At 45.4% G+C, this 13344-nt stretch carries 13 protein-coding genes; 9 read left to right on the top strand and 4 right to left on the bottom strand.

Annotated elements, in window-relative coordinates:
* The first annotated feature begins 81 nt into the window (after window positions 1-81).
* The 8 genes from H5073_RS02585 (at window position 82) to rraB (ending at window position 6074) form a co-directional block, all read left to right on the top strand.
* Window positions 82-918: a MaoC/PaaZ C-terminal domain-containing protein gene (locus H5073_RS02585; RefSeq protein WP_182676897.1), complete on the top strand. Its 837-nt coding sequence runs from the start codon at window positions 82-84 to the stop codon at window positions 916-918.
* Between the two features lie 37 nt (window positions 919-955).
* Complete coding sequence (locus H5073_RS02580; protein WP_182676675.1) at window positions 956-1321, top strand: hypothetical protein; 366 nt, start codon at window positions 956-958, stop codon at window positions 1319-1321.
* A 150-nt stretch (window positions 1322-1471) separates the two neighbouring features.
* Complete coding sequence (locus H5073_RS02575) at window positions 1472-1762, top strand: ABC-type zinc uptake system zinc chaperone (protein ID WP_259394801.1); 291 nt, start codon at window positions 1472-1474, stop codon at window positions 1760-1762.
* A 70-nt stretch (window positions 1763-1832) separates the two neighbouring features.
* Window positions 1833-3071: a hypothetical protein gene (locus H5073_RS02570; RefSeq protein WP_182676671.1), complete on the top strand. Its 1239-nt coding sequence runs from the start codon at window positions 1833-1835 to the stop codon at window positions 3069-3071.
* A complete protein-coding gene (locus tag H5073_RS02565; RefSeq protein ID WP_182676669.1) occupies window positions 3055-4017 on the top strand; it encodes a metal ABC transporter solute-binding protein, Zn/Mn family in 963 nt (320 codons plus the stop codon). The genes H5073_RS02570 and H5073_RS02565 overlap by 17 nt, the downstream gene beginning before the upstream one ends.
* A gap of 5 nt (window positions 4018-4022) precedes the next feature.
* On the top strand, window positions 4023-4799 hold the full coding sequence (locus tag H5073_RS02560; RefSeq protein ID WP_182676667.1) for a metal ABC transporter permease: 777 nt from the start codon (window positions 4023-4025) through the stop codon (window positions 4797-4799).
* A 97-nt stretch (window positions 4800-4896) separates the two neighbouring features.
* Window positions 4897-5643, top strand: a complete 747-nt coding sequence (locus H5073_RS02555) for a 1-acylglycerol-3-phosphate O-acyltransferase (protein WP_182676665.1) — start codon at window positions 4897-4899, stop codon at window positions 5641-5643.
* A 41-nt stretch (window positions 5644-5684) separates the two neighbouring features.
* Entirely contained in the window at window positions 5685-6074 is a 390-nt protein-coding gene (gene rraB / locus H5073_RS02550) for a ribonuclease E inhibitor RraB (RefSeq protein ID WP_182676663.1), read from the top strand.
* 82 nt (window positions 6075-6156) lie between these two features.
* Here the strand turns inward: rraB and H5073_RS02545 are convergent, their stop codons facing one another.
* Entirely contained in the window at window positions 6157-7122 is a 966-nt protein-coding gene (locus tag H5073_RS02545; RefSeq protein ID WP_182676661.1) for a sensor domain-containing diguanylate cyclase, read from the bottom strand.
* A 20-nt stretch (window positions 7123-7142) separates the two neighbouring features.
* Window positions 7143-8138: a response regulator gene (locus H5073_RS02540; RefSeq protein WP_182676659.1), complete on the bottom strand. Its 996-nt coding sequence runs from the start codon at window positions 8136-8138 to the stop codon at window positions 7143-7145.
* Between the two features lie 327 nt (window positions 8139-8465).
* On the opposite strand from H5073_RS02540, the gene H5073_RS02535 reads away from it, so the two are divergent.
* Window positions 8466-9272, top strand: coding sequence for a crotonase/enoyl-CoA hydratase family protein (locus H5073_RS02535; protein WP_182676657.1), 807 nt, complete (start codon window positions 8466-8468; stop codon window positions 9270-9272).
* Between the two features lie 99 nt (window positions 9273-9371).
* Here H5073_RS02535 and H5073_RS02530 read toward each other — a convergent pair whose 3' ends face one another.
* Both H5073_RS02530 and rapA read right to left on the bottom strand, forming a co-directional pair.
* Window positions 9372-10250 carry a DUF3530 family protein gene (locus H5073_RS02530; RefSeq protein WP_182676655.1) on the bottom strand — a complete coding sequence of 293 codons (879 nt, stop codon included), beginning with the start codon at window positions 10248-10250 and terminating at the stop codon, window positions 9372-9374.
* Between the two features lie 165 nt (window positions 10251-10415).
* Entirely contained in the window at window positions 10416-13322 is a 2907-nt protein-coding gene (rapA, locus tag H5073_RS02525; RefSeq protein WP_182676652.1) for an RNA polymerase-associated protein RapA, read from the bottom strand.
* Window positions 13323-13344: the final 22 nt, after the last annotated feature.

Raw genomic sequence — 13344 nt, 5'->3', positions numbered from 1 at the left:
ATTTACACTCGGTGGGATAGCTCGCCGTAACATCAAAGGTCGTTTAGATTGAGTCAGTCTCTTAATGTTGAATTAGCCCACATGCCTTCGCTACTTAGCTTGTATCGAAAGATCTTTTTTGGTCGTAAGCCAGGCTGGGATGAGAAACCTTTACCGCTAATCCAAGTCAGAGTCGCTAATGCAGACTTATCTGCAGCTCAATTGACTCAATATGCCAAAGTGTGTGGTTTTAATTTTGATGGCGATACTTTGCCGCCGACCTATTTATATGTACTGGCATTTCGTCTGCATGCGGTTATTTTTACCCATAATTCCATGACGTTTCCTTTGCTTGGGATGATCCATCTTAAAAATAGCATTCAGTCATTTAGAACTGTGAAAGCCCATGAGAAGGTCAGTTTAGAGTGTGCCTTAACGAGTAGTGAACTCAAAGATGCTGGGCTTGAGTTTGAACTGGTCTCTAAGGTGTATGTGGGAACTGAATTAGTGTGGCAGGCGAGTTCGACTTATTTATACCGCATTGAGTCAGCGGGCCGCCGCGCGCGTCCACCTCGGGCTGGGGATATGTCGTGGGATAACGCCAAAGTGTGGGTTTTATCTGATGATTTAGGTCGTCAATATGCTAAGGCCTCAGGGGACTATAATCTGATTCATCTACACCCTTTATTATCCAAACGCTTTGGTTTTGAGCGGGTACTAGCTCACGGTATGTGGTCTAAGGCTCGCTGTTTAGCTGAAGTGATGCCCATCATTGGTGCTCGCGGTTTTAGTGTTGAGGTTGAGTTTAAACTTCCGGTGTTTATGCCATCAGAGGTCAGTTTCGCCTTTGAGGAAAATGATACAGGCCTAGTGTTTGAATTAAGAGACCTTAAAGGTCGTCGCCCTCATATTCAGGGACATGTCAGTTATTTAGATTAATTTTATTGGCATTAATGTTGTTATTTAAGGTTTTAGTATGTCAGTGAAATGCACTCATTGTTATTTGTCTATTAAAATGGATAATCAGGTAAACCACAGAGGTAAAGGGCTCGGAGTTGAGATCCAATGTCCTCACTGCCAAGCTTGGCTTGGCCGTAGCCGAATTTTATCTGGGCTTAAGCTAATAGGCTTTTATGGCGCGGTTACTGCGGGACTTGTGGGCTATTTTCTGGAGTTCGATACCCGAATTGTTAGCGTTGGAATGATTTTATTCGCCATTGTGCTGGCTGTGAGTCATTTGATGGACCATTTATTAGTTACAGAAGCACCAGAGATAAGCTCAGCCAGAGCATTGCGGCAAGTTTCAGAGCGTAAACGTCAAGCTCAGGATGCGGAGCGTTAGGCTTATTAACGATAAAAGCGGTAATAAGGACATAACTTTTATGTCCTAGACGTAAATTGTCACATTTAGTCGATTGTAAAAATGAGCGGCTGCAGTAGAATGCAGAATCAGTATTTTTATGTATTTTCTTTAAGGTTAAGTATCGTGAGAATGAAGTCACACATTAGGCAAGTGATATCGATGGGGCTTTGCGCCTTATTGATGTTTTTGTCTGTGGCTTCTTCAGCCCATGAATCCTTGCACTATGATGATGGCGCGAGTACTCACTGTACCTTGTGCTTTCATCAACATCAGCTCAACCACCTCTTAGAGAGTAAAACCATATCCTTGCCTGTTATCAAGCAAGATGTAGTCGTACTTGAGTTTATACTTAAGTCCTATAGTGTTGGTTTTACTGCTCATTATCTTGCTCGTGGCCCACCTAGTTACTCTATTTCTTAACACAATTTTAATTAATTTTTCGCCTCAGCCGTTGCTGAGGGGGAAGTGTATGATTTTTGGAGTAAACCGAATGCAAATTTTAAGCAGATTCTCTCTGTTGGCGCTTGCCTGCGCCAGTGTTTCTAACGTTTCAGTTGCCGCCGATGGCAGCTTATCTAACCCTAATATCAGTGGTGTGCTTAATGGCCATTATCAAAGTGGTGACCGCGCGCTTGGTGGGACTGAAGAAGGATTTGGTCTTGGGGAGACTGAACTTGCGCTGAGCGCCAATATCGACAATAGCTTCTACGGCAAAATTACAGCGGTGTTAGAAACCCATGATGGTGACACTGAGGTTAATTTAGAAGAAGCCTTCATTCAAACCTTGGCGCTGCCGGGTGGCTTTTCAGTCCGTGGCGGTCGTTTTTTGTCCGATGTCGGCTACTTAAATAACCAACATTCACATACGGATGCTTTTATTGATAGACCTGCGGTGTATCGTGCCTTTCTTGGGGGTCATTATTTTGATGATGGCGTGAGAGTTAGTTACGTGGCACCAACCGATGTTTATTGGACCTTAGGGGCAGAAGCCTTTAAAGGCGAGAAAATGCGCGCTGCCGATGAGCATGGTGAGCGTAAATTTACTGATGTAGGTGTCTATTCTGCGTTTAGTAAATGGGGCGGCGACTTGGGCTTATCTAGTTCATGGCAACTAGGGTTTAACTATCTACGTAATGAAAATGGTCAAGCCTACCTAGAACATCATGAAGAGCATGATGAGCACGCAGATAGCCATGATGATCACAGCGGCCATAGTCACAGCGCCGCTTATACTGGTAAGAACACCTATATTGCCGATGCTGTATTTAAATGGGCGCCGGATGGTAACTATAAATACCAACATTTGAGCGTAAGTGGCGAGTTTTTCAGGGTTGATAATATTGCAGCCTTAGCTGAAGAAGATCACGAGGAGCACGATCACCATGAGGATGATCATGGTGAGGATCATGACGAAGGCCACGCGGAGGGAAAAAGTAAGGATTATCATCAAGGTTGGTACTTGAGTAGTGTGTATCAGTTTTCCCCAAGTTGGTCCGCTGGCGCACGTTACGGTGAAGTGGATAGCCAAACTATTCATGGGGATCATTTGCACGGACAAGAGTTGAAAGAAACTGAGCTTAGTCTGGCTTGGCACAGCAGTCATTTCTCTAGTGTGCGCTTACAGTATACCCATCAAGATGGCACCAATTTTGATGGTTTCACTGATGATAGTATCTTCAGTTTACAGTACGTTATGACGTTAGGAGCTCACAGTGCGCATCAATTTTAAGCAAAAATTATACTTGGGCTTAATCGCATTTGCATCGTTAAGCTCATTTTATAGTGTCTCGGCTAAGGCCGAGCTTAATGTATTCGCTTGTGAGCCTGAGTATGCGGCGTTAGTGCAAACCTTGGCGCCCAATGCCAAGGTTTATAGTGCGACGACGGCTATGCAAGACCCACATCAAGTGCAAGCTAGGCCGAGTCTTATTGCTAAGCTGAGGCAGGCAGATTTACTGGTGTGCGCCGGAGCCGATCTTGAAATCGGCTGGCTGCCGATGTTGCAAATGAAGGCATCTAACTCCCAGGTCTTAAGCACAGATAAAGGTTTGTTCTTTGCCACTGAACAAGTGCAAACCTTAGATAAGCTGACTCAAGTGGACAGAAGCATGGGTGATGTGCATGAGAAAGGTAACCCTCATGTGCACTTTGATCCTGAGCGCATGCTTCAGATTGCCGAGGCGTTGACGCAAAAGCTTATAAGTCTCGATATTGAGCATCAAGCTGAGTATCAACAGCATTTTCAGCGTTTTAGTGGTGATTGGCAGTTAGCTATGAAGCGCTGGCAGCAACAGGCTAAGCCATTGCAGGGGCGTAAGGTTATTGCCTACCACTCAAGCTTTAGGTACTTGTTTGCCTGGCTTGGGATGGAGCAGGTGGCAGATCTTGAACCTAAGCCTGGTTTAGCGCCGACCACCAGTCATTTAGTCAGCTTGCTCGAGCGGACAAAAATGGGTGATGTGATGGCTGTGGTTGTGGCTTCTTATCAGGATGAACGTGGCGGGCTTTGGCTTGCCGAGCGCGCTAACTTGCCTATGTTGGTGCTGCCTATGTCTGTGGGGGGAAACGATGACAGCACAGATCTTATCAGCCTATATGACAGTGTGCTTGGCATACTCACTAATGCAGTAAAAAGCACTGAAGTAGAAAGTGCTGTGCTTCAATTGGGGGAGTAACATCCATGATAGATCTTGAGCTCGCTTCAATCTTATTACCTGCATTTGCAGCAGGCATTTTAGTGTTATCAACCCATGTGCTATTGGGCAGGCAAGTCTTGGCCAGAGGGATTATTTTTATCGATTTGGCCATCGCTCAAGTGGCAGCATTGGGGGCGATAGTGTCCCACATAGATCATAGGATTGAGAGCCTAGCCTATGCCCACGTGTGGATGCCTGCTTTGTTTGCCTTAGGCGGCGCGGGAATTATCGCTTGGTTAGCTAAGCATTTTGAGGCTGAGCTCGAGGCTTTTATTGGCTGCTTTTATGTACTCAGCGCAGTGGCTGCTATGCTATTGCTGGCAAATGATCCCCATGGCGCCGAGTTATTAAAGCAATTGATGTCGGGGCAGATCCTCTGGGTCAGCTGGGATGATTTACTCTTGCCCATGTTGGTGTCCATTGGCGTGCTACTCTTGATAGCACTTAGACCATCGCTATTAATGGGGAATAGTTTTTACTTTCTGTTTGCTATTGTGATCACCTTATCTGTGGAGTTAGTGGGGGTTTACTTAGTGTTTAGTAGTTTGATACTGCCAGCGCTTGCGGTGAATAAATTACCAAGCAGCAAACGGCTTGTTTATGCCTACTTAGTGGGGCTGTTTGGTTTCTTGAGTGGTTTAATTCTCTCGGCAAGTTGTGACTTACCCAGTGGGGCGGCGATAGTTGCCACTTTGGCCTGCAGTGGTTTGGTATTTAGAATACTGGCCTACCTACTTACAGCAAAAAGTGATAAGGCATGAGTTTAGTCACAGATTTGAGCGTACATATGTAAACAATTGATTGAGTCCCTGGCGCCAGCTGGCTATACTGGCGCCACTTTCTTTGCAGGAGTCAGCTGTGCTGCTAATTGTCCGTTCAATCATCCTTTTCGTGCTATTGTTTTTAGCATTCATTTTTGCAATTATTTACTGCCTGTTAAAGCCTCGCCACCGTGACAATGTCCATGTAATTGCAAACATTTTTGGCGCGGTCGCTCCGGTACTTGGCATCAAGGTTATCAACAGATACATAGATCCTAACGTGGTTAAATCTCCATGCATTTATCTGTCGAATCACCAAAACAACTTTGATTTATTTACCCACACCTCTGCAGTCCCTAAAGGAACCGTTAGCCTAGGTAAAAAAAGTTTGGCCTGGATGCCACTTTTTGGTCAGATTTATTGGCTATCGGGCAATATTTTAATTGATCGTAATAATCGTAACAGTGCCTTTGATACTATGGCGAAAACCATAGAGAAAATGAAAAAAGATTTGCTATCAGTATGGATTTTCCCTGAAGGTACTCGCTCTCGTGGCCGTGGCTTATTGCCATTCAAAGTCGGTGCGTTCCATACTGCTATTGCCGCACAAGTGCCGGTGGTGCCTGTATTGGCATCATGTCAGAACCACATAAAGCTAAACCGTTGGAACAATGGCGTGGTGATCGTAGAAATGATGGCGCCAATTTCTACTCAAGGGTTAGGTAAAGCTGAGGCGAAAAGCTTTTGTGCAGAAGTGCACGCCAAGATGTCGGCGCGGCTTGAGCAATTGAATCAAGAAGCCAAGTTATTAATGGCTGATCCACTGGCCAAAGATAGCGTATAATCTGCCGTAGTTATTGTTAATATTGTGTACGGAGAAAATCCATGTCTATGGAACGTCAGTTAAAAGAGCAGTTTGCCGAGAACCGCGAGATTGTTGCAGCACTGTTGGGTGACGGCTCAGACGCCGATTCCGAGTATGTCATTGAGCATCATTTCTCTTCGACCAATTTTGATAAGTTGGAAAAAGCCGCTGTCGATGCGTTCAAACTCGGTTTTGAAGTGAATGATGCCGAAGAGATGGAGCTTGAAGATGGCTCTGAAATCTTTTGCTTCGACGCCATCGCTAACCACAAGTTAGATGTTGCTTTGTTAGATAAGGCCTGCGAGCAGTTGATGCAGGTCGCCCATAAGCAGAAAGTGGATTATGACGGTTGGGGCACTTACTTTATCGGTGATGAAACCGAAATAGATGATGAGGAAGAGCAAGATTAATCTTGTTGTTTAATACCCGCCAATAAAAAAGCCCATAATTAAATGGGCTTTTTTTATTGGCTGTAATTTAGCTTAGGGCTGACTAACCCTGCTGCTCGATATAGATAACACTCTTGTTACGACCTTCTTGTTTCGCTTGGTATAGGGCCTTATCGGCGCCAGATAACCAGCTTGAGCTGGTCCCCATTCCTGATTGCAGTGCATTAATGCCAAGGCTGACGGTCACTTTAATTTTTTGTTGGTTATAGCTAACTTCAGATGTTTCAATTTGTTTACGCAGCCGCTCAGTAAACTGATGAGCATCGTTGGCATTAGTTTTGGCCAGCACCACGGCAAACTCTTCGCCGCCGTAACGTCCCGCACAGTCGGTTTCTCTTAGGGCATTTTTAAGTAAATGCGCAATATGTTGGATCACCTTGTCACCAGCGGGGTGGCCATATTGATCATTAATTTGTTTAAAATTATCTATGTCTATCATCACTAGGCTGGCGGTATCGGCATAGCGATTGAAGCGTTCAAACTCGTGTTCCATGCATTCTTGCCAGTGACGACGATTATGTAATTGAGTTAAGCCATCTGTTTGGCTCAGTAATTCCAGCTGTTCATTGGCATTCTTCAACTGCAATTTATTCACTGCAATATCAGTAACATCATAAATGATAATACAAATATGATGTATACCTGTTAGGGATGATAAAGGCAGTAAGGTAATGTTTTGATACATAAAATCTGCTCGGCCTGTAATAGGGCGATAGTTTTTAAACTCAAATACATAAGGCCTTTGTTCCCAGCTGATAAAGGTGCGATTTTTCAATAGGTAAACAGACTGCATTTTCTGTTTTAACCAGTCAGCGGGCAAGTTAGGAAAGGTCTCGAACAGGTTTTTACCTTTGATTGAATTTGGTGACACGCCGCTGTGGTTTTCCATAAACCCATTCCATAGCTGGATGTCATTGTTTCGATCTAATACTACCAAGCCAACCTCTATGGTTTGCACCATATCGATCAGCCAATGTAGTTCATTCATCGCGTTTTGATCAGTCGCCATAGAGTCGTATCCAGCCTTTATTAGTCTAGTAAGTAGCCAAGCTTAAAGTTCATTGTTGGTAACGAATCTTCGGTAAAGAGCAGTAATAGATCACACTGAATATCATAATCTTCGATACGATAGTTGATCTCCATGGCTAAGGTACGTTGCCATTTTTCTGAGTTATCGTGGATCAAGTCATTTACAGTGCAATGCCTGCCTAACACCACAGGGTGAGACTGACTAAACTGCATATCTAACTGTTCTGATATGCCGTTCAGAAAGGCACCGATCAACACATTACCTGTGTCCATCATGACCTCAATTTCAGTACTTGTGTCCTGAGGATTATTGAGTTTCATCAGTTTTGCCATGTCATCGAAGCTGGCATCATGGAATAACAATAATGCTTCCCCCGCAATGCCTGCGCCGATAAAACCTTGGCATAAAGCCGATACTTTAGAGCTTTCTGCTGTCGACTTTAGTGCCATGGTTAATTCACTCACTTCGAGTACGTTAACATTGGGTATTGGCAACAATACAAACACATCTAGCAACTTAGCCAATAGGTCAGCTGCGCGGCCCATGGCAATGTTGGCGATCTCTTGACAGGCATCACGCAAGTCAACTTTGATCATAGGTGTGTCTTCAATCTCCTTGCCTTGGGTCAAGGTTAAAATGCCATATTCTTGTAGAATATTACTGATGGCATCAGCACTCACGGGCTTCTGGATAAAATCCAAAGCACCCAAGGCCTTCACTCTTTCGTGAGCTTTAATCTGTATATCACCGGAGACCACTATGATTAGTGCCGGTAAATCCTGTTGTTGAACAATTTTTAATACTTCGTAGCCATCCATGACAGGCATGTTTAAGTCTAGAAATACCACTTCGCCTTTACCAGCTCGAATGGCTTCTATGCCTTCAGCACCATTGGTAGCGTAACTTATCTCCACGTCCCAGTCTTTCGGTAGAGTACGGGCCATCTGTTTTCTTGCCAGTGCAGAGTCATCACATATCAATATCGGGATTGTCATTGTGGCTATTGATCCTTTGTTCACCTGATATATTGAAGATAACACCTAAATTTCGATCTGGCTGATTATCTCAGCCAAAATGACGAAATTTGTCATCAATCTAATCCCGTAAGTTTGCTTTAGCGAATTCATAAAAGTATATGAATAATAAAGAACAACTGAGATAACGCACTGCAGAGCCTTAATGGAATTAAGCCCTAGCTAGCTTACCTTCGAACTTGCGACATGTTTTTGACACGGGTCAATATCTTGCCATGTTATAACTATTCGACAGTTACGCCAAATGTGTTAACCTAAAAACTGGACTGACCAGTAAGGAAATATTTCATGGATGGTGGCTTAGTAACATTAGAAAAAAACCAAGGGATAGCGTATGTAACCCTGTCGCGGCCGGATAAATATAATGCACTGAACTTTGATATGTTCAAGGCAATAGATAAGGTCATCAAACAGCTACAGCAAGATAAACAGCTTAGGTTGGTTATCTTAAGTGGTGCTGGAGGTAATTTTAGTTCAGGACTTGATGTGAAGAGTCTCAATAAAGATCCCAGTAAGGCCTTGAACTTATTATTTAAATGGTTGCCAGGTAATGCAAATTTAGCTCAGCGCGTGTCCTTAGGTTGGCAAAGGCTGCCAGTGCCCGTTATCGCGGTGATCGAAGGGATTTGCTACGGCGGTGGCATGCAGATAGTCCTAGGCGCCGACATTCGCATTGCATCTGACAATGCCAAGCTATCCATTATGGAGGCGAAGTGGGGGCTAGTGCCTGATATGGCAGGTCTTGCGGGGTTAAGGCAGCTTATTGGTAAAGACCAAGCGCTGAAGCTCACCTATACCGCAGAGGTGATAGATGCCGAGAAGGCCTTCGCAATAGGTTTAGTGACTGAGGTGAGCCTTGAGCCTATGGCGCGGGCTAAAGCCTTGGCTGAGCAGATAATGCAAACCTCTCCCGATGCCTGCGCTGCGATTAAATTGAGTATTAATCGCAGCTGGACTGGCTCACTGCGGAGCTTATTAAGCCGTGAGTCTGTAAGCCAAGTACGACTATTGCTGGGTAAGAACCGTCTTATTGCTGCATTAAGGCAAACTAAAGATCCGCAAAAACCTTATAAAAACCGCCAGTCTTGGTGGTAGATGATTGCAACTTTTAAGTTCAATTAGCGTTTAAGTTCAAATTAGCCCAGTTTAGCCACTGGGCTTTTTTTGTAACTTTTTTTGATATTAAGCAGAAGGTTATCGTCCGGTAGCAAAGCGCGCAAACCCCTCTATGTAGTTTTGAGCCTCTTCCCAGCCGCTGGGGTTATCTAAACTCAAGCTAAGTCGATATTGACGGTATAAACGAGTCGATTTAATTTGGTTCACATTGAGCCTTTGCTTTGCATCCGCCAAGGATACAGGATGACCATTAGGTGACTGTAAGTCGAGTACAGGGAAAAGTTGCATCAATAATTGCTGAGCGATGCTTTTACGCCGGCTGGCCTCGTCGATAAGATCTTCATGTTCACGATAGGGATTAATCAAGACTAATACATCCGGAGCGGGAATTTTCTTATCAAATAATAAGCTGACGAGAATGCCTGCGCTATCGTCAGAGACCAGATACATCTTAAGACCAGTATAGGAGTCACTGAGGGCTTGTAATGGCGTAAAACTCTTGGTCAGTGCATCCTGTTGGAAGTTTCTTAGTTCCAGCAACTGAGCAGAGTTGTATAGGGGGGTATTTTTATAGGCACTAACACTGAGTTGTCCATCGCCTGCTTTATTGATTTCATCTGCAGCCGTCGCAAAACTTGGACGATATAGGCCTTTTGGCGGCGTTAGACTAATGCTAGCCCAACCTTCAGGGTTGAGGGATTTACGTAAATGACTGATAAAGCCTGCAGCATCGGCGTTGCTGTCTGAGGGGCCGATAATAATCACACTGCCAAGGCGCAGTTTACCTTCCCATGGGCGCACCAATACGGGCATAGGCTTGCCTTCAACCTCAATGCTGGTGACTTCATCTTGGGGCAAGTAATCATAGCTGTTTTGCCCCTTAGCATTAGCACTCAATAGCAGGCTAATCGAGGCACAGAGACAGATAACAGAAACTGAGTGAAGGCGAGTCAGCATGCAGGTAAGGCCCTATAAAATAAAGTATTGAGCATAGCCAATTCCATGGGTAACCTCAACGGGCTTATATGATTAACCTCAGCTCAAGTTAAGGTTAATCAATAAAAAACCCTGCGGAGCAGGGCCTTTAAGGACGTAGATGTTACTTTTTAAGGGCTTGAGCCTCTAAACGTGACTCACAAGCACCATGCGGATCGCATCGAGTTGTAATTGGCTGGCATCTAAATAGCCATGAAGCTCAGCCATCTGATTACGCACGTATTCTAGCTCTTCTTCACGGATATTAGGGTTGACTGCTTTCAGTGCTTCTAAGCGTTCAAGTTCAGCGCTGAGCTGGCTTGTCATCTTAGTTCGGGCATCCACTAATAGCGCGTCTAAGCCTAACTGGGCTTGTTCTTGACCTTGGGCTAACAAGGGGTGAAGCAGTGGCTGCGAAGCATTAACCAGTTTACTGGCAATATGGCGATTCACCGCGCTGAGCTGCTTATCGAAGCTGGCGTAGTCCACTTTAGTGGCCAAGTTATTGCCGTTTTTATCTAGCAGCACACGGATAGGTGTCGGCGGTAAATAACGGTACAACTGGCTCGACTTAGGCGCAGAAGCATCGGCCATGTAGATAAGCTCAAGGAACAAGGTACCCGCGGGTAGCGCTTTATTCTTGAGTACGGCGACGCTAGTGGTGCCGGTTTCAGAACCTGTGATGAGATCTAAGCCTGTCTGTACCAGCGGATTCTCTTCTGAGATAAAAGCAATATCATCGCGAGATAGCGCCGTTTCCCTATCGAAGGTGACTGTGATGCCGTCTTCAGGAAGGCCCGGGTAAGTTGGGAATAGCATGTGCTCACTGGGGCGCAAGACTATGGTGTTTTCGCCGTTATCTTCTTGATCAACACCGATAATATCCCACAGCCTTATGACTGAGCCCACAAGGTGAGTGTCACTGTCTCTTTGGGCAAGGCGCTCAACTAATGCCGCAGCGCGAGCACCACCATGAGAGTTGATTTCCAAAAGCTTATCGCGGCCTTTTTCCATGGCTTGCTTAAGTTCTTTGTATTTATGCTGGGTATGGTTCAGTAGCTGAGTCATAGCGTCAGCGTCGTCTTCACACAGGACTTGCGTCAGTTCTTCTGAAAACTCATTAAACAATACGTGACCACTTGGACAGGTCAGTTCGAAGGCATTTAGCCCTTGGTGATACCACTGCATTAACCTTTCTTGGGCTGTGCCTTCAAGATAAGGCAGGTGAATTTGGATATCATTTTTCTGACCAATACGGTCGAGGCGACCGATACGTTGCTCGAGTAAATCTGGGTTCAAAGGCAAATCGAACAAGACTAAGTGACTAGCAAACTGGAAGTTACGGCCTTCAGAACCAATTTCAGAACAAATCAGTGCCTGAGCCCCAGCGTCTTCTTGGGCAAAATAGGCGCCCGCTTTATCGCGCTCTATGATAGACATGCCTTCATGGAATACCGTCGCCATTATACCCTCACGGGTGCGTAAGGCTTCTTCAAGGCTCAAGGCGGTCTCTGCTTGGCTTGCGATGATGAGCACTTTTTTACTGCGATGAGATTTTAAAAACTCAATCAACCAATCGACGCGAGTATCAAATTTCCACCAGCTAGCGCTGTCACTCTCAAAGGCTTGATAGAGTTTCTCAGGGCTTAGGGCTTCTAATGCTTTGGCTTGCGGCGTCTTTTTACCGCTCATCATGGCATTTACCCGCTCTGCGGTGACATATTGCTCCGGCATAGTTTGCGGATGCGGGTTGAAAATACGCTTTGGAAAGCCTTTTACTGACGCGCGGCTGTTGCGGTACAAGACGCGGCCTGTGCCATGACGGTCGAGCAATTCTTGCAATAATCCATCTCGCGCTGCTTGTTGTTGCTCCGCGTCGACATCAGTTGCTTGAATTAAGCGCAGGCTTGGGGTGATGTCTTTCTCAGACAAGAGTTCAGTTAAACTATTGATTGCAATATCGTTAAGTTTTTTATCACTACTTAAAGCTTCGGCGGCTTCAGCAACGGCTTGATAGCCTAGCTCTTCAGCCAGAAACGCATCGTAGTCGTAGAACCTGTCTGGGTCTAGTAGGCGCAGGCGGGCAAAGTGGCTCTGGTGGCCTAATTGATCTGGTGTTGCCGTGAGTAATAATACTCCAGGTACCACTTCACTTAAGGCTTCAACGATTTGATAAGCACGGCTTGGGGCGTCTTCGCTCCACTCTAAATGGTGGGCTTCATCCACCACGAGTAAATCCCAATCGGCATCCAGCGCTTGATCTAAACGCTTTTTCTTACGCAGTAATTCTAATGAACAAATAACCAGTTGTTCGGTATAGAAGGGGTTGTCATTATCGGCATAAGCTTCGACGCACCTGTCTTCATCAAACACTGAAAACCGTAAGTTAAACCGGCGCAGCATTTCCACCAGCCATTGGTGGCGCAAGGTGTCTGGTACTATGACTAAAATACGCTCGGCGCGGCCTGTCAACAACTGCTGATGCATGATAAGGCCAGCTTCAATGGTCTTACCTAAACCCACTTCATCGGCAAGCAGTACTCTTGGGGCGTAGCGGCGGCCGACTTCATGGGCTATCCATTGCTGGTGCGCAATAAGTCCGACTCGTGGGCCTTGTAATCCGAGCAAATCTGAACTGGCCAGTTTATGGCGCAGCAATTGGCATTGGTAGCGGATCCCAAATCTGTCTAAGCGATCAATTTGTCCGGCAAATAGCCTGTCTTGGGGCTTGTTAAAACGGACATTATGGCTTAGTAGTGTTTCCCGTAGGCTAACGGTTTCCCCTGTTTCACTGTGAATGCCGTGGTAGACCACTAGCTGGTCTTTCTCTACCACCTCACTGACTGTAATACTCCAGCCTTCATGGCTTTCAACGGTATCATTAGGATTGAAGATTACACGTGTCAATGGCGCTTCAGCGCGGGAGAACATGCGGTTCTCTCCGGTGGCGGGGAAGAGTAGTGTGACCATGCGGCCTTCTACTTGTACAACAGTGCCTAATCCAAGCTCTGACTCGGTATCACTTATCCAACGTTGACCTAAGGCAAACGGCATTTTTAAACTCTCATTTTTAAGA

The organism is Shewanella sp. SR44-3, from assembly GCF_014163735.1.
In the GTDB taxonomy this organism is placed as follows: domain Bacteria; phylum Pseudomonadota; class Gammaproteobacteria; order Enterobacterales; family Shewanellaceae; genus Shewanella.
Note: the sequence above shows the minus strand (reverse complement) of the source record. Positions and strands in the feature narration are given on the sequence as shown.